Raw genomic sequence first — 19737 nt, 5'->3', positions numbered from 1 at the left:
CTTTTTTTATAAAAAATATAGTTGTTGACCTGAAAACTGCATGCTACATAAATTTATAGATATTTATAATCAGAAATGAAGCACTTGTGCATGTGTTATTTATTACTGTTAATCTTACGGAGTGATATCAGGTGAAAGTAAGTAAATTGTGTTGACACTGACATTTGGCCAGAGTAGAATAAAAAAACAGAAAAGGAAAATTTTTGTAAAGCTGTTTGTTTGATACAAGCAGTTTTTTTTACAGAAAAAGTGAACAATAATGAAAGGACAAAACACCTGAAATACAGGTGAATCTATCAGGAGGAAAAAACAATGCCAGGATATCTGATCAAAGATACAACAAAAGAAGAACGTAAACAGATCGTAGAGGAATCTCTGGGAAATATCTCCGCAAACTGTGATGGTTGTATGGCGAGACTTGCGGATATGTATCAGGATTATATTGATGGAAAAAAAGAGATCCGTGAGATCAATATGGAGTTCAATGCCAGATATGTCCGTGGAGATATGGATAAAGAGGAAAAAAGAAGCTGTCCGATGTAGAGGAGTAAAACAACATGATAAAACTGATCGCAACAGACGTAGACGGAACTCTTGTAAAAGACGGGACCATGACTATCAATCCGGAATATATGACAGTGATCCGGAAGCTGACTGAGCTGGGAATCACCTTTGTGGTGTGTTCCGGGCGGCAGTATGACAGTGAGAGGAAGCTGTTTGAGCCGGTGAAGGATCTGGTGTATTTTGTGTCAGATGGCGGTACGGTGATCCGGAAGAATGATAAGATCCTGAAGGTACATACACTTCCGGATGAGGTTTGGAAACGCATGCATCATATGGTGAAAGAAAAAATGCCGGAATGTGACTGCTTTATTGCCACACCGGAGTGTTGCTATGCGGAGAATGAGAATGGAAGGATGTTCCGGTGGCTGCGGGATTCCTATGGTTATGATATGAGAAAAGTGGATGATCTTTCTTCTCTTCAGGGAAAACAGGTGCTGAAATTCTCTGTCTATCACCAGGAACGGTGCGAGGAGCTTTGTGCCCCGTATTTTACACCGGCATGGAGGGATAAGGTAACGTTGGCGGCTGCCGGAAAAGAATGGATGGACAGTACACCGCCGGAGGGCGAAAAAAGTACAGCTGTCGAATTTATCCAGCAACAGTTAGGAATTTCTCCGGAGGAAACCTGTACATTTGGAGATAACCTCAACGATATCGCCATGCTTCAGAAAGCGGGAAGGAGCTATGCGGTAGCCAATGCCAGAGCGGAAGTGCAGGCAGCAGCCAGGGAAGTATGTCCTTCATACAGTGAAGACGGAGTCTTACAGATTCTGAAGGGGATTGTTTCTGAAAGCGGAAAATAATAAAGATACATAAAATATGTGCTTTCGGTAAAGAAAAGTCACCGGACAGGGGTTGACTTTTAAAAACAATTCTGTTAAATTGAAAAAAATCGAAAATTTCAATTCCATGAGGGAGTAGTTCGCACGTAAGTGTGATTTGTCAACAGACTCGGTTTTTTCTGAAAAACCTGGCAAATCTTAAAGAATGAGACTCATGTATGCTCTGTTATATTTTATTGTAGCAGGGTATACATGGGTCTTTTTTATGTAACAAAAGAATGCCGGAAAGAATTTTTTCAGCAGGGCAGGCGACAAATGAATCTTCTGGTTATGGGAAATAAAAACAGAAAGTGAGAAGAAAAATGGAAAATCTGGTAAACAGTTCACCGCTGATCCTTGTGTTAGTCTTTCTTGTGATCGGCTTTGCTTTCCTGATGAAGGGTGCGGATTTCTTTGTAGAAGGAAGCTCCAGTATCGCAAAAAGGCTGAAGGTGCCGCCGATCATCATAGGACTTACTATTGTGGCAATGGGAACATCACTGCCGGAAACCGCAGTCAGCGTTACGGCGTCACTGGTCAATAACAATGAGCTTGCGGTCAGCAATGTGGTAGGTTCCAATATTTTTAATCTGATGGTAGTTGTTGGAGTCTGTTCCATCCTGACGCCGATCCTGGTACAGAAGGAAACCATCCGGAGGGATATTCCGTTTTCCATGATCTGTGCGCTCCTTCTTCTGGGGCTTGGAATCCTGGCAGCAGGAGATACGATTGGAATGAGACTTGGTCATCTGGACGGAATGATCCTGCTGGGATTTTTTGCAGGTTATATTGTGGCAATGATCCGAAGTGCCATGAAGGCCAGGGCAGCAGGAAAAAATGTGGACATGGAAGGAATGGAAGAACTGGAAGGAGAAATCGGCATCCTTTCCTGGCCGAAGAGCATCCTTTTTATTGTGGGAGGCGCACTTGCCATTGCCTTTGGCGGAGATCTTACCGTGGATGCTGCCAGCCGCATTGCCATTGATCTTGGAATGAGCCAGACACTGGTGGGACTGACCATTGTTTCCATCGGAACTTCCCTTCCGGAGCTGGTGACTTCCGTGGTTGCAGCCAGAAAGAACGAAGTGGATATGGCTGTGGGAAATGCGGTAGGCTCCAATATTTTCAATATTCTGATGGTTCTCGGAGTTGCATCTGCCATCAATCCGGTGGCACTGATTCGGGAAAATATTATTGATATTGTCATACTTATCGTGTTCTCGCTGATCGTGTGGATCTATGCGGCGACAAAGCAGAGGATCAGCCGGAAAGAGGGAATTTCCATGGTGTGTATGTACCTGATCTATGCAGGGTATATTATCTGGAGATAGCTGCTGTGGGCATGCAGTTGGTCCGATGTGGACAATAGTATCGTATAGAGTTTATACCAATGCAAAATTTATAAGAAAAGCTCCAACTGTATCAATATCGGGATACAGTTGGAGCTTTTCTGTAATTATGCTCATTTACACTCAGAAGAGAAAGCTTTTTTTGAAGATTCTTCTGAAGCGTTCTTCTGATGTGGGGTCATATCATCACTGTCCGTCATCAGATATTTCCGGACGGCAAAAAGAATGGCGATACCGATGATCCCGATCAGTGTCTGTACAGGATCGAGATGTTCCACGACCATCTGCCTTGCTGTTGCAAAAAGCAGGACTTCGACAACAGTCTGAGCGGAATGGCGGCAGAGCATTTTTACAAACTCCACACCGACTACAAGGGACAGTGCCTGCGACAGGAAACTGGTAAAAAAGCTGGTGTCCATATCCATGACGGAGGTACCGGCAGTTGTAAGGATCAGTCGGAGTCCGGACAGTGCGATCACGATAATGATCACGATGGATAACACGATCTCTGTGTAACGGGCTGTGTTGTATATCAGTTCATTAAAATGCTTGCGGATATTGTGGTTAACTGCGGTTCTGTCTTTCATGGGAAGTTATCCTTTCTTTTTCGCAGAAGCGGGATGATCGATAAAACGGGTTGCAAAATAGCCGAATACGCAGGTGATGACAACCATACATGGCAAAAACAGCCAGAAGCGCTGCTGGCTCATGGTGTTGAACCATGGAGCATTGGCCTGCAGGATCATAATGATGGGCATATGCCACAGATAGATCCCGTACTGGTTTCGTGCCACGAAATACAGTGGACGCAGAAATCTGAAATCCATTTCCGGCAGGAGGGAGAATCCCACAAGTAGTATACTGAGCAGGACCGCCAGGATGGAATGGGCCGGATAACCGGAGGGAGCAGTGCCATAAAGCCCGTGACTGTGATAATAAAAGATCCATACCAGGATCAGTGCGGCGCTTGCAATAGAAACCGGAAGTCCAAGCTTCAGCCGGTAATCCTGCATACGATCTCCGGTCTGCTTCCAGAAAGCGGCCGCAGCCATTCCCAGCACGAAATTATCCAGCGCAGAGAATACCTGACGCTCGTATACAAAATATACAGAGGTATCTGAAACACCGGAAGCGTGGAGATAACGGACGACTGCGAACCGGCAGATAACAGTGAAAACAATGGACACAATGGAAGCTGCGAGCCAGTTTTTCCGGACAGCCTTATAAAGGAACGGGGCGATCAGATAAAACTGAAAGATCACGCCCATCGTCCACAGCGCACCATTGATGGAACCATGTGTCACCGGGGAAAAGTTTTCCGTAAAAGTATAATACGCCAGGATATGCCGAAGTCCCTCATTGCTGAACATCTGCGTGGACATAAAGATCAGAAGGACCGTGATACATACATAATACTGGGGCATAATGCGGATGCAGCGCTTTTTCATAAAAGCCCGCCAGCCGGGGAGACAGCCTCGCGACTCCGAAGAAGAAAGGGAAAGATAAATCCCATATCCGCTTAACAGGAAAAACAGTGTAACTCCTACTTCACCTCCAAGAGTCAGAAGTGTGTGGATGGCTGTATGCGACTGCCATGGCTGCCCGGACAGAACGTAGCAGTGATACAGCATAATGTAGAGAATCGCCCCCGCACGGAGCAGATCGATATTTTTGATACGCTTCATAAATAAATCCTTTCCTGAAAAAAATAAGTCTGCCCCATGACTGAAACGGGCAGACAGAGATAATTTCAGTATAGCATGAACGTGGGAGATTGGAAAGCTGTCGGAAGGAAAATTTACTATTGCAAAAGCAAACATAAGTTTGTATAATGGAAAATATAAGAAACGAACATATATTCGTAAAAAAGAGGAGCGTGAGAAGTGGTGGACATCGAAGAAAGAACACCCGACAGAAAAGCAATACGAGTACATTGCCCGAGTTGCTCCAACAGCAGATTGTTCGATCTGACAGGTGACTGTTCCGGAATCCTCCGGATCAAATGTCCCAGATGCAGAAAAGAGGTGGAGATACAGCTGGCACATTGCAATGAACAGCAATACAGAAGGCAGATCTTTTATTACAGAACACATAAGAGATAAGAAAACCACATAAAAACTGAGTGAGAAGCCGGCCGGCAACTGTAGATTGCGTAAGAGCCAGACTCAAAGCCAGGAAATACTTCCCTGATTTTAATATCAGGGGTGTTTTCCTGGCTTTTTTCTTGTTAGGGCAAGGCCCTGCTTTGCATTGTGGAGTTTTTCGTTGATCCGAAAAACGGAACTTTGGAAAACATGGCTGATTTATGCTTCTAAAAACTCAAGAATCTCTTGTTTTGTCCAATGATTAAATCCCATCTTCGCCAGGGTCCTTCCAGTTTTCATATAATTTTCATCATTATAATAAGATGCTATTGTTACAAGTGCCTTTGCAATCGGAACATCTACACCGCACAAATCTGCAAGCTCACAAAACGGAACAAACAAATATGGAACATCTTCCGTAATATAACGAGCTTTTGATGTGTTAGGTGCATTTTTTATTTTAGAATGAACACTCGACTCACGATTAAAGTCATAAATACATTTTGCATGCGATGCGTAAAGAACATTATTTGCTTCCAGCTCTGTTCTCAAATGCATATGTAAACTATCTCCAACTGCAAGACGTTCTAAATCCAATGCATCCTCAACTTTTGCGACCGCTGTAGAGCAACAATCCGCATAAAAATTGAACTGACCATCAAAGTTCTCGCACAGACCCATGTTCAAAATTGACAATACCGGATGTGCACCAAAATTGATATTTTCAAAAGCAGCCACAATAGGATTTGATAAAAATTCCGGTCGAATCGGGAATACCTCATTAACCAAATTCATCAATTCTGGAGTTTTCTTACTATTCGGGAATATGCTCATTGGCATAAATTCCTTTACACCCATAATAGCTACAGCACCAGCATGAGCTAAACGCGTTGCCCAAGGCAAGCTAATGGTATCTAAAAATGTGATGTCCATACCCGCTTTCTCTGATTTCTGAAGGCATTTGTTCAAGATTAATCCACCATAATTTCCAGGAACAATAAAGATTTTCATGCCATCTCTTAAATATGGAATCATACTATTGAACATAATTTCCTGCGCAAAGGAAGGACAAACCATCATAAAGATATCTGAAAATTCCATAGCAGCCTTAATATCTGTAGTTGCCAACGCAATTTTTGAGAATCCTGCATTTAACATAGGACATTCATGTAGTTCAGCAACGGCCTCAATTCCCCCTGTTTCATTAACTGCATTAATCTGAGCCGGAAAATTAGGGGAATCATAAATACAGACATCATGCCCCATCTGGCCCAAACTATATGCCATTGCCATTCCGCCATTTCCTGCACCAATCACTGTGATTTTTTTCGTTGTTTTCATAATGCAATAATCTCCTTTTCCTTTTTAATATATTAATATAATTTTATAAAAGCACTGCAATGGTTACGATAGTACTAACAATTGCAATCACAATAAAGAAGAACGGAAGAACTGCCTTTACCCAACGTGGAAAAGGAACTCCTGCAATTGCTAATGCCCCCATGAGAACCGCCTGCGTAGGTGAAATAAGATTCATAGTTTCAGAACCAGCTGCACAAACCATGACTGCAAATTCTTTACCAACACCAAGAAATTCACCTAATGAACCAATAATGGGAATGGTTGCCGTTGCTAATCCTGATGATGATGGAATAAAAAAAGACAAAAATATGTATACAATATATGCAAGAGCTGGGAATACAACTCTGCTAACACCACTCATTAAGATTTCTCCAAAATGAAGAATTGTATCCATAATCAAGCCATCTGTCATAATGACAGATAGACCTTTCGCGCAGCCTAGAGTAATGGCAACTCCCAGAATATTTTGACAGCCTCCAACAAACAGGGAAATCATTTCCTTTTCTTTCATATGAGACATTTTGCCAATAATAACAGCTGCAAGCAGAAAGATTACAGTGAGTTCTTTCATTCCCCAGCCTCCCAAGGGCTGCATGTTTCCAATGAGACGTCCCACTAATGGAATTTGACAAAGATTTTCGTGAATATTATCAAATACGTAAATATTGAATTTACTGCTCCATGGAATGATTGCTAAAATCATTACGATAAAGGAAGAAGCAAACACTGTTAAAATAGCTTTTCTTTGTCTGGTAAATTCAGGAATATCATCGGTACCTAATTTATGAATATGTGATTCTATTTCATCGCGTATATCATAAACAACCGATTTGGTCGGATCTTTACGAACCTTCTCTGCATAATGCATAGTAAAAAGAATAGAAGCGATTACTGTGGCTATATAAATAACAACTCGAATCAGCATACCATCCGCAAGAGAAATTCCGGCAATATCAGAACCTATTCCTACCGAGAAAGGATTGATCAACGCACCAACAATTCCCGCTCCAGATCCAAGGAATAAAACCATACAAGCAGTCACTGCATCATAGCCCATTGCAATAAACATCGGAATAAGAATCGGATAAAATGGAATAGTTTCTTCCGAAAATCCAAACGTTGTTCCACCAATGGATGCGATAAACATTACTATAGGAATCATTAGTTTTTCTCGACCATTTAAACGATTGATCACATACATAAGACCTGCATCAAGTGATCTACTCTTTCCTATAATTCCCAAACATCCACTTAACACGAAGACAAATAAGATAATGTCAATTGCACCACGGAATCCTTGCATTGGTGCAGCCAAAATATCCCAAATTCCCTGTGGATTCGATTCTACCTGCATATAAGTTCCCGCTACCGGAACATTATCCACACGAGTATATTCGCCCGCAGGAATAAGATGTGTTAAAATTGCCAACACGATCGTCAGTATTATCAAAATACAAATTGATGATGGCATTTCAAATTTTTTCTTTCTTACTTTTTGCTCTGAATCTTTCATAGTTCCCTCCCCCAATCTTTTTTGATATTTATGCAGTTTTGCTTGCTGTACTCATAGTATACGATTTGATTTTGTGTCAAATATGATACTATTTCGTTTTTTTTTATTTATATTTTGTTTATTTTTAATAAATTGTGTTAAATTGTGTTTTTTTATGTTTATAAAATAAAAATATGATAAAATATCTACACAAATTAGGAGGGATGAATATGGCAAATATATGTCTAATTGATGATGAAAAAGCATTAAATCAAGTATTAAAAACCTATTTGGAACGCGATGGTCACTCAGTTGCTCCCTATTACTGCATACAAGATATCTATAGGCAAGCAAACTGGTATTCATTGTATGATCTTTATATTATTGACATCATGCTTCCAGATGGTAGTGGCACCGAATTGATGAGAAAGATTAAAGATAAAAATAGGAATATCCCCGTTATCTTGATTTCTGCCCGTGGGGAATGCATTGATCGTGTATTAGGATTTGAAATGGGGTGTGATGATTATTTAGCAAAACCTTTTTTACCAGCAGAACTTTGTTATCGTGTTTCTAATTTGTTAAAAAACAATAATATATCTCTCAAAAAACTTATCAACTTTAATGGGTATAGCCTTGATGAGGCCAAACGAACGATCTGCACTGAGCAACAGCTTCAAATACCTGTTACCAGTAAGGAGTTTGATATTATCCTTTATTTTGTAATGCATCCTTCAGTTGCCATTTCGCGAGATCAGCTTCTTACAGATATTTGGGGTGAAAGTTACTATGGCTATTACCGTGTAGTAGATAATCATATAAAAAATATCCGTAGAAAACTTCCAAAATTTCACTTAGAAACAATCTACGGTTTCGGATACAGGTGCACATTATGATAAGAAAAGAAGCAATCAATCAACGATTTTACAAAAATTTTTTTATTATTTCTGTTATTCTTGCTTTTGCAATTGCTGCTGCCTCTCTCTGCATCATCTACTATTGGTCATTTTACCATTATAATCATATTTTTGAAGATCGCATAATTGATGAAGAAAATCTCAAATATGCCGCAGAAATGGGCATCAAAAACGAATGGCTCTTGGGCGTAAGTACAGATTCTATTGATGTTTTGGAAGCTACATACAACGAAGAGACCAGAGATCATATTTACCAGCAAGCTTTGAACCAACAGGAAATCGAAAAATTTTATCGTGAAAAAATTGATAATAAAGAATTAATTTATTGTATTTCTTTAACGCCAAAAAATGGGGAATTTTTTTATAAATACTCTGTTATCAGAGATCTCTATCATGAAGTATTCCCATATATTGTGGGATCTTTAGCTGCATTTGTTATTTTACTTGTATTTATTTTATATTTTTATTTTCGATTTATTGAAAGACAATTTTCTTCTGAATTGGCAAAACTTCAAGCATATGCACACAAACTGGAAAATCTGGCTTTAAACACTGAACCAGTTAAGCCATGCAATAATAATAATCTTATAGATGCACTTGAAAATAGTTTTTATGAAATGCATATTAAACTTTTAAAAAAAGAACAGTTGCAAAAAAGTTCTCTTCAATATATTTCTCACGAAATGAAATCTCCTATCATGATTATAGAAAGCTATGCCGTTTCAGCTAAAGAAAAAATTTATCCGATAGGAACTTTAGATGATTCTTTAAATATTATACTAGAGCAAACAACCAGAATGAAAGAAAAGGTTTCGTCACTATTACAGTATGTAACGCTTAGTACGAAAGAAATTCAAAAAGAAATTTTTAGTTTGTCTGATATGTTTGATACGATTTTTGCCGATTATCATACACAAATCCACATGGTAAAGTATGTACATTTTCACATCCATCCATATTTAAATATTTTTGCTGACAGGCATAAAATACGGGTAGTTCTGGAAAACATTTTGGAAAATCAGCTTAAATACAAAGATTCTCAAATAGCGATCAGGGCTTACCAAAATCAGAAAGATCAAATTATCATATTATTTTATAACGACGGAGCATCTATCGGCCCCGAGTTGAAAAACCAAATCTTCACGCCATTTGCAAAAGGCTACAATGGCTCCAATGGTCTTGGTCTTTCTATCACTAAAACGATTCTTCTCCAACACCAGGGAGATATAGAACTCTTATCAACACGAAAGGGAACGCTTTTTCGCATAACCATTCCTATGTCAATATCAAGTTGTTGCTCCATTGATTCTGGCAAATCTTAACATTGTTCAAAACACCTGTATCTTTTAAAAGACGTGAATCACATTTCTATGGTTCACGTCTTTTTATCAATTATTTGATCTTAATGCTTGGTTGTCCACTTCGTATCCGTTTTAATATCTTGTACTGCCGTTCTAATTCTGCTTATTCATCCATCTGCAATCTCTTTTGATTGGTATAACCCGAATCCGGACGCTTTTTGATATGTGCATGAAGGCGCACTTTCTTAGATACTGTTAAGGGATCTTTACCGGTAATTCTTCCAATTTCTGCGAAGCTTTTGTTCTCGGTAAGACCTTTCTCGATATTAACACGCTGTTCAAATGTTAAATACTGCATGGCAGGAGATCTTCTGGTAACAGAAAAAGGTGAGGGACGCCGAATCTGGTATTACTATGATTCTGCAGCAAATCCCGTTTCAATGCGAGTGTCAGGAAAAGACTATTTTTACGTAAGAAATCTCCAGAATGATGTCATTGCACTGATTGACGACACCGGAGAGACTGTAGTAGAATACAAATATAACAGCTGGGGAAAAATCCTGAGCATCACCGGCAGCAAAGCCAGCACCATCGGAAAAACAAACCCGTTCCGCTACAGAGGCTACTACTACGATGAAGAAACCGGAATGTACTATCTGAAGAACCGGTATTATGATCCAGAGATCCGGAGGTTTATCAGTGCGGATTCGTATATTTCCGGATTTAACAGCACAATGTGCAATGTATTCTGCTATTGTGGAAATAATCCGGTATCTAATAGAGATCCAGAGGGAACTTTCTTTAAAAAGATAGTGCATTTTTTAAAATCTACATGGAAAAAAACGAAGAAAGCGGTTGCCAAGGTATATAATTTTGTAAGGGAAAATGTTGCAACATTTGTTGGAACAGAAAGTTATCAGACCAGTAAAGTAGATGAAGTTTTAGTAGATGGAGTGGTTAAAGTTACTCAGACCATATCGACGCGTAATACTTCTCACAACTCAGAAATGGTAACGGTATATGCAAATCATGTTAATGGTAAGAGTTTTGAATGGGGTTATTCTATGGATGTAGGTGTTGTACACTCAGGCACTTCTATTAGTCAGGGGACATTAACCCAAAGTTTAAGTATAGGAAAAAAGAAAACTATAGGAGGTAGTGTGGGTCTTAACAATAAAGGGTCTCTTATAGTGGCAACAGATTATACAGTTACATCCGATAAAAGTGAAACAACAACTGAAATATCAGTAGAAATTTCATGGATGGTTCTGGCAGCGGCATTAGGGTGCTTACTTATACCTGAATTAATGGTGGCAATGCCTGCCTTTGTAAAATTTATGGCTTAATAATTAGCAAAAAGGCTACTATTCAATTGGATTATAGTAGCCTTTTGAGAAAGGAATCATATGGCGAATCTGATATTGAGCATTTTCGAAAGAGTTATAACAATATTAATGTTTATTGCATTGGCAGTTGCTCTCGTATGCAAGAAAAAATCTAAAAAGGTACCTCTTTTTATCATCAGACCAATTTTTCTGGTTGGTTTGTTATTTATCATGTTTCAGGCAGTATTTGTGCAGCGAAATTTTACCTCGCTGGATAAAGCGATTCGGGCATATGATGTTAAGGCGAAGCCAATAGCAACCTTGCAGGATGAGAAATCTACATATGTTATCATGGATGAAGATGGATCTATTGAAGGAAGAATTTTTCCAAAAAATGGAAAGAAATGGAAATTGCCGGATTCAGCATTTTTCAGAAAAAGTATGAGCTATCCTTCAGAAGATGCCAATATTGATATGAGATCAATAGAAATACATGGAGTATGGTATATTGTAATACTCCCACATTATCTTATGGGGGAGTATTCTATAAATGAGGTTCACGATTCGGCTGGAACAGAATTTTTAAAAGCGGAATATGAGAATATAACGGTATATTATGGATATCTGAAAACGAAACCAGATGATTACTGGATTTCTGTAGATGGAGATAAAGTAGCGATCAATCTGTGAAGCGTCAAGATTGTAGGAAAAGGAGAACATAAAAATGAATATTTCACTGTCTAACTGGTGGTCGTGGGGAATCTTATTGCTGTTGCTCATGATAGTGGCAGTTGTGGATTCCAGGAAAAGAATCCCACGAAAAATATCCATATTTATACTGGTTCCGGTTTTGTCTGTGGTCATCATATTTATGATGTCCGAAAATAACAAAGAGGCTGAACAAAGTTTCCATACACTTGAGGAAGCAGTAACAGCCTATGATGATCGGTCAGATGTCGTGGCGACATTGCGAGGAAAAACTTCAGCATTGGTTATTATGGATGATGGAGATGTGATGGACTCACAGATTTTTGAAAAAACAGAAAGCGGCTGGAAACTTCCGGAAGATTCAGAGTTTCAGGACACAAAGCGTTTTACAGGAGACAGGATTATAGTCGACGTATCTACCGTAGCAGTTGATGGGGAATGGTATGTTGTGGTGTCACCATATCCGGGAATAAAATCTCCCATAACGAATGTATACGATTCGGAAGGAACAGAATTTTCCGAAGCAAAAGGAAGCGAAAACGTTTACTATGGATATCTGAAAAAATACCCAGAGGACTACTGGGTTTCTGCAAATGGACAGAAGATGGTTCCAATCGGGTTTTTGAAGGATTGGGTCAGAACTGGATGGAAAATAATAAGTAGTCATTAAAATAATAGATATCATAAAACAAAAGATTATTGGATTTCTATAAATGGGGAGAAGATATCGCTTGAGTGAAAAAACAAAACGTTTTTTTCTAATAACATTACTTCTGACACCAGCTTGCTACCAGATCATGCCGGAGATCAGAATGGCATTAGTATTGGCGGCAATGGGAGAAGCTGTATTATCGGCAGATAGAATTTGGGCAAGAAATGAAAGGTTTCCTTTTGCAAATTTATATGATGACAGGAATCCTCTGTATGTACGAAAAATGATGAAGAAGAGGAAATGGCTTTCTGGGATAAATGGATATTTTGTAGTACAGATTTTGCTTTTGAGTTATGTTCTTCTGATGACAGCAGGGTTCATTTCTGATCATATAATACATAGAAGATATCAGGAAATCAGACTGGAATTTTTCTGGATTTACTGGGGAATAATAATGAGTCTTGGTGTAGTGGAGGCATATTATATCCATATTTATAAGAAAAGTTTCTGCTATCCGAGAAATAAAAAAGGTATCTGGATGCCATTCAGCTTTATCGGATATGAAATGCAGGGACTGGCAGGAAGGATACTGCCTGATCCAACAGAAGAAACGGAGAAAAATCAGCCTCTGGTGTTTGAAGAATGTCTTTTTAAAAGTGGATATGCTAAAAAAGCAAATTATATATTAAAAGAGAATGACCAAATCTGTTTTTATCAGAAAAGAAAAAATCAACAGGTAAACTTATGGGCGATCATTGATATAGCAGATATGGAGAAAATGCATATCCAGCTTCTGAATGATGCATTTGAGATTTTCTGGTGTAATGAGCTGACCAGAGAAGAAAAAAAGAAAGATGTACGTTTTACCTTTGTGATCCAGACTGAGAGAATCAATGATGCTATAAGCAGGATTTTTTATGATGGATCAGGAACACGAATGTATAAACATCGAAGTCGTATGGCTGTTTTGTATGAGAAAAAACATGACATCATAAAAATAAAATGTACGGACCGTAAGTCCAGATATAAAAATATTTACAGAGAAATGAGAGAAGAACTGAAGCGGGTGATCGGAAGACGTGATATAGATCTGTAGACTGTATGCAAAGGTGATGTGAAAAAGGTATGTTGATCAAAGTGATAGAACCAATTGTATATCTGGTAATTATTATTAATCTGGTGATCGCTATTTCTTATAAAAGAAAATCAAAAAAGACACCAGTTAAGGTTGTCGCACCAATTGTTATATTAGGAATCGGACTCTTTGTTTGCGATACAGTGTATACTCACCGAAGTTTCAGTTCTGTGGAGAAAGCCGTGGAAGCATATGGTGATAATGCTGAGATCATCCGTATTCTGCAGGGAGAAAATTCTACATATGTTATCATGGATAACGAAGGAACAGTAGAGGGGAAGATTTTTCCGGAAAGTTCTGGGAAATGGAAATTGCCGGATTCTATATTTTATGGTACAGGCAGAGAGTATCAAGATGTAAAGATAAATATCGATATGTCAACGATAGAAATTAATGGGGAATGGTATGTACTGGTAGTACCGAATGATGATAATTATGTAATAGCCGATGTGAAGGATTCTGTGGGAACAAAATTTCTGGAAGCAGAAAATAACAAAAATGAAAAGATATGTTATGGATACATGGAACACAAACCGAAAGATTACTGGATTTCTGTAAATGGAGAGAAGATATCACTTGATTAAAAGAATATGTATTAGAAAAGAAAGAGGCAATTATACAGAGAAATGATCGACATGTTGAGCAAATCAATTTATTTATGCGTATATGCCCTGGTATTTGGAGGATTACTGAAATCTTTTTATTTCTATTTGGCGCCGGTCGGTGTAATGGAAATTTTGGCGGTTCTGGTAAGCCTGATGATCTCAAATATTCTATTTATTCCTACGGTTATTATACCGTCAAGATGGAAAACCCCTTATAATGTGCCGGATAGTTATAACTGTCAGAATCCATTTTATGTACACGGTATGTTAAATGACAAAAAGGAATCGAAATATGCTCTTCCTATCAGGAAAAACGGAAAGTTAAAAAGTTTTTTGTTTTTGCGAAAAATAATGATTCTGTGGCTGGGAGTGTATTTTACATATCTGGGGATGCAGTATGTAAATCCAGGTATAAATAGTACAGTGATAGAAATCCTTCTGAATATCTCGCTGGCTTTTATGATCATGGCAAGATCATGCATGTGGATATTTTATGTGAAATTTTATAAAAAGAATTATAAATACCCAACAGATAAAGAAGGAAATTGGGCGCCATTCAGTTTTCTGTGCCAGAATATCAATATGTATTATGAAAATCCGGTGTGTTACAGGGATTTACAGATACATTCTGATGTAATGGAAAAAGATTTTGGAATTTATCAATATATAAATACGTATAAAGCTCCTCGAAATGGAAAAACTTTTTTCTACAGATATGACAAAACAGATGAGATACATATTTTGGCATATGTAAAAACAGATTTGTTTCAGGAAGCGGATATCGGAAAATTAAATAAAGCTTTTGTAGAATTTTGGAAACAGTATATTACAACGAAAGAGGAAAAAAAGGAAATATATTTTTCCTTTGTGCTGGAAGTAGAAGATGATAATCGTGTTCTGAAGAGCATTGTACGGAATAATTCAGGGATAATGATGTATAAAAGACGATACCGTCTTGGAGCGGTATATAACCGTTATTATAATCGCTTGGAAATCCTTCCGTTATATAGATATTCGAGATGTAAAAAACAATATGAGAAAATGAAAAAAGATCTGTTGGATTGTCTGGGAATATCGGATGTTGTACAGGCCTGATGACTAGGGGGGATCATAATAAACCGAAAAAGAAAAAATAATATACTTGGAAAAATTTTGTTATTTTGTATTTTATTTTTGTCATATCGTTGGATTTTTGAAGATGATAGATTCACATTTGGAGTAGCCTTTTGGGGATATTTGGCATTGACTGGATGGGTATTCAGATGTGGCGAAACACCGGATCAGGATATTTCTTCGGAAAGTGTAGATGAAAATCCTCTATATGTTTATGGGATGATGAGAAAAAATCGAAAATGGCTTTCCGGAATCAGAGGGTGTTTTCTGTTTCAAATGTTGCTTTTGACAGATGTTTTTTTTGCAGCAGTATATTCCTGTTGGAAATGTTGGACGAATAGCAGTGGGAATGATGCGATTGAAAAAGCGTTATTACCACTGTATATTTTAATGACAGCGGGGTATGTTCAATTTTGAAGCATAGTGCTAGGATTCATGCAAGAAGCTACAGGTATATAGAGAATAAAAAAGAAATCTGGATGCCATTCAGTTTTATTTGTTACAAATATGAGAAGTTAATAGATATCAAAATAACTTTTCCAGAAGAGGTCGAAGAACGAAACGTTGTATTTGAAAAAGGGCTTTTACATAACCAGTACCAAAAAAAGTCAGAATATGAACTGGACGAAAAAGGAAAAGTAAGTTTTTTCAAGAAAAATAGAAATAATCAGGTGAATATCTGGGCGCTTATAGATATTACAGATATGGATAGAAATGATGTTTTGTTGTTAAATGATAAATTTGCAGAGTTCTGGATCAATGAGATGAGCAGAGAAGAAAAAAAGAAGGATATTCGTTTTACATTTGTAATCCAGGTAGATGAAATGAATGATTATCTGCAGGAAATTTTTTATGAAAGCCAGGGAATCTTTATGGATAAGCACAGAAGCCGGCTGCCTGTATTATATATACGCAAACACGATATCCTGAAAGTAAAATGGGCTGATAATGATTCAAAATATATAAGTATCAATAAGGAAATGAGAAAAGAGTTAAAGAAAATATATGATGATTCGGAGATAGAATCCATTAATAGCTGAAGAAAGGAATCATATGGCGAATCTGATATCCTTAGGTGCTGGGTAGTTCACTCGGCCACAACCGAGTCAGTCATGACCGAATAAAAAATATGTACATATCTACTCCTCAAACCTGCAAAGCGCCTTCTGCTGTGCTCCATAAATGGAGTGATTTCCGTTGATCAGATAAGCGAGGATGCATACCAGGATGAGGGGAAGGGTATTTCGGTTGCCGAAGACTTCCAGGCCGATAAGGATCGGGGCGATGAGGGTATTGGTGGCGCTGCCGAATACTGCGGCGTAGCCAAGTGCCCCGCAGATAATGGGAGGGATCCCGAGGATGGAACCTAGGACGACTCCAAGGGAAGCGCCGATGGAGAACAGTGGTGTCACTTCGCCGCCTTGAAAACCGATGGCAAGTGTAAATACAGTAAACAGAAGCTTCAGAATCCAGTCATATCCGTAGATCGTTTCTCCGGCAAAGGAAGCGGAGATGAGATTGGTTCCAAGACCTGTGTAGCGTCCGCCATAGCTCACAAACAGCAGAGCTGCCAGTGGAATGGCCATGACACCGATGCGGATCAGCGGATTTGAAATTTTTTCCCCGAATAATTTCTTTGCTTCCTGAAGAAGTACGGAAAAGCATCGTCCGGCAAGACCAAAGGCAAGTCCGAGAGCAATGAGAGAGATCATGCTTCGGAGATTGGTCACAGTCCAGGTGTCCTGGATATCCACAGCAAATTTTTCCAGTCCCAGGAAATGAGAGGTGAAGGAGGCTGTATATGCGGCAATAAGTGCCGGCAGCAGCGCATCGTACTCAAGATATCCGGCAACGATCACCTCCATGGCAAAAAATACAGCGGCCAGTGGCGTCTGGAACAGACCGCCAAAACCGGCAGCCATACCGGTGATCAGCATGACAGGCTTATTTTCCCGGATATGCAGCCTGCGTCCGGCCTCGTGGGAGAGTGTAGCACCGATCTGCACGGCAACACCTTCACGGCCGGCACTTCCTCCGAAGAGATGAGTGATCCAGGTGCCGAGCATTACCAGAGGGACAAGGGCCAGAGGAATCTGGTCTCTTTTTTTCTGCCCGGTTTCGAAGATCAGGGACATGCCCTTTAAGCTTAAGGTGCTGAAATGATGATACATCCATACAATAAGAAGTCCGGCCAGAGGCAGGAAGGGCAGCAGGCAGCGCCAGTGTGCAGTGCGAAAAGCAGAGATCGCCAGCAGGCCCCGGCCGAAGATAGTATCTACGATCCCGACGCAGATTCCCACGACCACTGCAAGGACAGCATATTTCAGCTGCAGGATCTGATGTTCTTTTTGGATAGTTTCTTTTGTCATAGTAACTCCTTTCAATCTCCCGGATCTTAAAAATCCATCAAAAAAAGCTGGTAACCCCGTGCATTGCACAGAAGTCATCAGCTCATTGGCGGTTTCGATAAAAATCGGGGGAGAACTTCATTCCCTTTCTGCCTGAGAGTATAGCATCCGAGGCTGATATCGTCAATAGTCAGACGGAAATCCGGAGTATCTTATTTGTTACAGGTGTGCTATGATTAAACAAATCGGCAGGTTACGGTTGAAGCAGTAAAGCGTAATATGCTGCGACTAAGACCTGCACATATGAGAATGTAAAAATAACGGAGGAGACATCATGGAAGAACCAAGAATTGACAAAACAGTCTATACAGGAAGACCGGAGAACACCGAGGGCCGTCTGGAGAAGGAAATCGCAGTGTACGATTTTCTGGATAGTTTTGGGATTGAATATAAAAGAGCAGATCATGAAGCACTGATGACCATGGAGGCCTGCGAGGCAGTGGATCAGCTTCTGGGGGCGCAGATATGCAAAAATCTTTTTCTCTGCAACCGACAGAAAACGGATTTCTATCTGCTGCTGATGCCGGGAGAGAAGCCGTTTAAAACAAAATTTCTGTCCAAACAGATCGGAACAGCCAGACTTTCCTTTGCAGACGGAGAGCAGATGGAGGAATATCTGAACATTACCCCGGGGTCCTTAAGTCTGATGGGACTGATCTTTGATAAAGAAAAGAAGGTACACCTGGTGATCGATAAAGAAGTCCTGGATGAAGAATATTTCGGATGCCATCCGTGTATCAATACTTCCACTCTGTTGATGAAGACCAGTGATGTAAAAGAAAAAATCCTGCCGGCGCTGGGCCACGAATATCAGGTGGTCGAGCTGCCGACAGAATAGAAAATCAACGTATGGGTGTAAAGTCCTTTTTGTTGGACTCTGCTATGATGTAATGGGGGCGCTGCTTGACCTCCATATAGGTTTTGGCTATGTATTGTCCCATGATACCCAGGCAGAAAAGCTGCAGGCCGCCGATGAAGATGATGACACAGATGGTGGAAGCCCAGCCTGGGACCGGATCATCGAAGATCAGCTTTCGGACGATGATGGCTACCAGGACCAGAAAGGAAAAACCGGTCATGGTCGTTCCGAACCAGGAGGCGATGGTCAGCGGTACCTGAGAAAAATTGATGATGCCGCTGACGGCGTATTTAAACAGCTTCCAGAAGTTCCATTTGGTCTCACCGGCTACGCGTTCGATATTTTTGTAGGGGAGCCAGCAGGTGCGGAAACCGATCCAGCCGAAGATTCCCTTGGAGAAGCGGTTGTACTCACTCATGGAGACGATGGCATCCACCATACTGCGCTTCATCAGACGGAAGTCTCTGGCGCCGTCCACAATATCTGCATCCGAGATCTTATTGATCAGCTGATAAAATTTCCGGGCAAAAAAGCTCCGGATAGGTGGCTCTCCGTCACGGCTGACACGTCTGGTGGCAACGCTGTCATATTCTCCGGATTCCAGCTTCTCCAGCATTTCCGGGAGAAGGGACGGCGGATCCTGAAGATCAGCGTCCATTACTGCTACATAATCGCCGCCGGCATTGCAGAAGCCTGCATACATGGCAGCTTCCTTTCCGAAGTTTCTGGAAAAAGAAAGATAGATCACATGAGGATCCTTTTCGGAAAGCTCTTTTAAAATCTCAAGGGTTCTGTCTCTGGAACCGTCATTCACAAAGATCAGTTCATAATCACAGTTCATTTGCCTGAGGACAGAAGTGGCTTCCGGGTAAAAAAGCGGAAGGGATTCTTCCTCATTGAAGCATGGTATAATTAAAGAAATCATTTTTGGCCTCGTTTTCCAGATCATAAAAAATGATCATTTTGGCGGATATCTGTAGTCCGCCCTGGTTTCAGGTTGCTTTTGGATGGGTACTATCATATCATATTTGTCCGGAATCGG

21 protein-coding genes and 1 riboswitch are annotated in these 19737 nt (G+C 39.9%); of the genes, 14 read left to right on the top strand and 7 right to left on the bottom strand.

Annotation, left to right across the window (positions count from 1 at the left end):
• Positions 1-312 precede the first annotated feature (312 nt).
• The 3 genes from LKD46_RS08785 to LKD46_RS08775 all read left to right on the top strand — a co-directional run bounded on the left by LKD46_RS08785 (position 313) and on the right by LKD46_RS08775 (position 2716).
• Positions 313-543: a hypothetical protein gene (locus LKD46_RS08785; RefSeq protein ID WP_021650258.1), complete on the top strand. Its 231-nt coding sequence runs from the start codon at positions 313-315 to the stop codon at positions 541-543.
• 14 nt (positions 544-557) lie between these two features.
• Complete coding sequence (locus LKD46_RS08780) at positions 558-1367, top strand: Cof-type HAD-IIB family hydrolase (RefSeq protein WP_227574028.1); 810 nt, start codon at positions 558-560, stop codon at positions 1365-1367.
• Between the two features lie 341 nt (positions 1368-1708).
• Positions 1709-2716, top strand: coding sequence for a calcium/sodium antiporter (locus tag LKD46_RS08775; RefSeq protein ID WP_227574027.1), 1008 nt, complete (start codon positions 1709-1711; stop codon positions 2714-2716).
• 131 nt (positions 2717-2847) lie between these two features.
• Here the strand turns inward: LKD46_RS08775 and LKD46_RS08770 are convergent, their stop codons facing one another.
• The 4 genes from LKD46_RS08770 to LKD46_RS08755 all read right to left on the bottom strand — a co-directional run bounded on the left by LKD46_RS08770 (position 2848) and on the right by LKD46_RS08755 (position 7693).
• Positions 2848-3321 carry a transporter gene (locus LKD46_RS08770; protein WP_110102843.1) on the bottom strand — a complete coding sequence of 158 codons (474 nt, stop codon included), beginning with the start codon at positions 3319-3321 and terminating at the stop codon, positions 2848-2850.
• A 6-nt stretch (positions 3322-3327) separates the two neighbouring features.
• Entirely contained in the window at positions 3328-4419 is a 1092-nt protein-coding gene (locus LKD46_RS08765; RefSeq protein ID WP_110102842.1) for an acyltransferase family protein, read from the bottom strand.
• A 618-nt stretch (positions 4420-5037) separates the two neighbouring features.
• Positions 5038-6159, bottom strand: a complete 1122-nt coding sequence (locus LKD46_RS08760; RefSeq protein ID WP_110102840.1) for an NAD/NADP-dependent octopine/nopaline dehydrogenase family protein — start codon at positions 6157-6159, stop codon at positions 5038-5040.
• A 43-nt stretch (positions 6160-6202) separates the two neighbouring features.
• A complete protein-coding gene (locus LKD46_RS08755) occupies positions 6203-7693 on the bottom strand; it encodes a YfcC family protein (protein ID WP_110102839.1) in 1491 nt (496 codons plus the stop codon).
• Positions 7694-7902: 209 nt separating this feature from the next.
• Here LKD46_RS08755 and LKD46_RS08750 point away from each other — a divergent pair, with 209 nt between their 5' ends.
• Positions 7903-8568, top strand: coding sequence for a response regulator transcription factor (locus LKD46_RS08750; protein ID WP_158293301.1), 666 nt, complete (start codon positions 7903-7905; stop codon positions 8566-8568).
• Complete coding sequence (locus LKD46_RS08745; protein ID WP_110102837.1) at positions 8565-9911, top strand: sensor histidine kinase; 1347 nt, start codon at positions 8565-8567, stop codon at positions 9909-9911. Before LKD46_RS08750 ends, LKD46_RS08745 begins: the two co-directional genes overlap by 4 nt.
• Positions 9912-10053: 142 nt before the next feature.
• Here the strand turns inward: LKD46_RS08745 and LKD46_RS08740 are convergent, their stop codons facing one another.
• On the bottom strand, positions 10054-10248 hold the full coding sequence (locus LKD46_RS08740; RefSeq protein WP_227574026.1) for a helix-turn-helix domain-containing protein: 195 nt from the start codon (positions 10246-10248) through the stop codon (positions 10054-10056).
• Here LKD46_RS08740 and LKD46_RS08735 point away from each other — a divergent pair.
• From LKD46_RS08735 to LKD46_RS08700, 8 genes are all read left to right on the top strand, one after another.
• Complete coding sequence (locus LKD46_RS08735; RefSeq protein ID WP_227574025.1) at positions 10247-11236, top strand: RHS repeat-associated core domain-containing protein; 990 nt, start codon at positions 10247-10249, stop codon at positions 11234-11236. The genes LKD46_RS08740 and LKD46_RS08735 overlap by 2 nt on opposite strands.
• Before the next feature lie 60 nt (positions 11237-11296).
• Positions 11297-11905, top strand: coding sequence for a hypothetical protein (locus tag LKD46_RS08730; protein WP_173753960.1), 609 nt, complete (start codon positions 11297-11299; stop codon positions 11903-11905).
• A 34-nt stretch (positions 11906-11939) separates the two neighbouring features.
• Positions 11940-12593 carry a hypothetical protein gene (locus tag LKD46_RS08725; protein WP_110102833.1) on the top strand — a complete coding sequence of 218 codons (654 nt, stop codon included), beginning with the start codon at positions 11940-11942 and terminating at the stop codon, positions 12591-12593.
• 142 nt (positions 12594-12735) lie between these two features.
• The gene (locus LKD46_RS08720; RefSeq protein ID WP_147417240.1) at positions 12736-13671 is read left to right on the top strand and encodes a hypothetical protein; all 936 of its coding nucleotides are present in this window, start codon (positions 12736-12738) and stop codon (positions 13669-13671) included.
• A 29-nt stretch (positions 13672-13700) separates the two neighbouring features.
• Positions 13701-14294, top strand: coding sequence for a hypothetical protein (locus tag LKD46_RS08715; RefSeq protein WP_110102830.1), 594 nt, complete (start codon positions 13701-13703; stop codon positions 14292-14294).
• A gap of 762 nt (positions 14295-15056) precedes the next feature.
• Entirely contained in the window at positions 15057-15410 is a 354-nt protein-coding gene (locus LKD46_RS08710) for a hypothetical protein (RefSeq protein ID WP_129976250.1), read from the top strand.
• A 57-nt stretch (positions 15411-15467) separates the two neighbouring features.
• Positions 15468-15845, top strand: coding sequence for a hypothetical protein (locus tag LKD46_RS08705; RefSeq protein WP_146207139.1), 378 nt, complete (start codon positions 15468-15470; stop codon positions 15843-15845).
• Complete coding sequence (locus LKD46_RS08700) at positions 15842-16468, top strand: hypothetical protein (RefSeq protein ID WP_147420730.1); 627 nt, start codon at positions 15842-15844, stop codon at positions 16466-16468. The genes LKD46_RS08705 and LKD46_RS08700 overlap by 4 nt, the downstream gene beginning before the upstream one ends.
• A 99-nt stretch (positions 16469-16567) precedes the next feature.
• Here the strand turns inward: LKD46_RS08700 and LKD46_RS08695 are convergent, their stop codons facing one another.
• On the bottom strand, positions 16568-17797 hold the full coding sequence (locus tag LKD46_RS08695) for a chloride channel protein (RefSeq protein ID WP_178016050.1): 1230 nt from the start codon (positions 17795-17797) through the stop codon (positions 16568-16570).
• A gap of 61 nt (positions 17798-17858) precedes the next feature.
• Positions 17859-17931: riboswitch (Fluoride riboswitch) on the bottom strand.
• Between the two features lie 179 nt (positions 17932-18110).
• Here LKD46_RS08695 and LKD46_RS08690 point away from each other — a divergent pair.
• Positions 18111-18674: a prolyl-tRNA synthetase associated domain-containing protein gene (locus LKD46_RS08690; RefSeq protein ID WP_110102826.1), complete on the top strand. Its 564-nt coding sequence runs from the start codon at positions 18111-18113 to the stop codon at positions 18672-18674.
• Between the two features lie 4 nt (positions 18675-18678).
• Here the strand turns inward: LKD46_RS08690 and LKD46_RS08685 are convergent, their stop codons facing one another.
• Positions 18679-19620, bottom strand: coding sequence for a glycosyltransferase family 2 protein (locus LKD46_RS08685; RefSeq protein ID WP_015527465.1), 942 nt, complete (start codon positions 19618-19620; stop codon positions 18679-18681).
• Positions 19621-19737: the final 117 nt, after the last annotated feature.

It is taken from the genome of Blautia fusiformis (assembly GCF_020686995.1).
GTDB classification, from domain to species: domain Bacteria; phylum Bacillota; class Clostridia; order Lachnospirales; family Lachnospiraceae; genus Blautia_A; species Blautia_A fusiformis.
This window is presented reverse-complemented; position numbering and strand designations above follow the sequence as displayed.

Excerpts from the sequence above, each read along its gene's own strand:
- LKD46_RS08785 (WP_021650258.1), top strand. The coding sequence starts at position 313 with ATGCCAGGATATCTGATCAAAGATACAACAAAAGAAGAACGTAAACAG.
- LKD46_RS08780 (WP_227574028.1), top strand. The coding sequence starts at position 558 with ATGATAAAACTGATCGCAACAGACGTAGACGGAACTCTTGTAAAAGAC.
- LKD46_RS08775 (WP_227574027.1), top strand. The coding sequence starts at position 1,709 with ATGGAAAATCTGGTAAACAGTTCACCGCTGATCCTTGTGTTAGTCTTT.
- LKD46_RS08770 (WP_110102843.1), bottom strand. The coding sequence starts at position 3,321 with ATGAAAGACAGAACCGCAGTTAACCACAATATCCGCAAGCATTTTAAT.
- LKD46_RS08765 (WP_110102842.1), bottom strand. The coding sequence starts at position 4,419 with ATGAAGCGTATCAAAAATATCGATCTGCTCCGTGCGGGGGCGATTCTC.
- LKD46_RS08760 (WP_110102840.1), bottom strand. The coding sequence starts at position 6,159 with ATGAAAACAACGAAAAAAATCACAGTGATTGGTGCAGGAAATGGCGGA.
- LKD46_RS08755 (WP_110102839.1), bottom strand. The coding sequence starts at position 7,693 with ATGAAAGATTCAGAGCAAAAAGTAAGAAAGAAAAAATTTGAAATGCCA.
- LKD46_RS08750 (WP_158293301.1), top strand. The coding sequence starts at position 7,903 with ATGGCAAATATATGTCTAATTGATGATGAAAAAGCATTAAATCAAGTA.
- LKD46_RS08745 (WP_110102837.1), top strand. The coding sequence starts at position 8,565 with ATGATAAGAAAAGAAGCAATCAATCAACGATTTTACAAAAATTTTTTT.
- LKD46_RS08735 (WP_227574025.1), top strand. The coding sequence starts at position 10,247 with ATGGCAGGAGATCTTCTGGTAACAGAAAAAGGTGAGGGACGCCGAATC.
- LKD46_RS08740 (WP_227574026.1), bottom strand. The coding sequence starts at position 10,248 with ATGCAGTATTTAACATTTGAACAGCGTGTTAATATCGAGAAAGGTCTT.
- LKD46_RS08730 (WP_173753960.1), top strand. The coding sequence starts at position 11,297 with ATGGCGAATCTGATATTGAGCATTTTCGAAAGAGTTATAACAATATTA.
- LKD46_RS08725 (WP_110102833.1), top strand. The coding sequence starts at position 11,940 with ATGAATATTTCACTGTCTAACTGGTGGTCGTGGGGAATCTTATTGCTG.
- LKD46_RS08720 (WP_147417240.1), top strand. The coding sequence starts at position 12,736 with ATGGCATTAGTATTGGCGGCAATGGGAGAAGCTGTATTATCGGCAGAT.
- LKD46_RS08715 (WP_110102830.1), top strand. The coding sequence starts at position 13,701 with ATGTTGATCAAAGTGATAGAACCAATTGTATATCTGGTAATTATTATT.
- LKD46_RS08695 (WP_178016050.1), bottom strand. The coding sequence starts at position 17,797 with ATGACAAAAGAAACTATCCAAAAAGAACATCAGATCCTGCAGCTGAAA.
- LKD46_RS08690 (WP_110102826.1), top strand. The coding sequence starts at position 18,111 with ATGGAAGAACCAAGAATTGACAAAACAGTCTATACAGGAAGACCGGAG.
- LKD46_RS08685 (WP_015527465.1), bottom strand. The coding sequence starts at position 19,620 with ATGATTTCTTTAATTATACCATGCTTCAATGAGGAAGAATCCCTTCCG.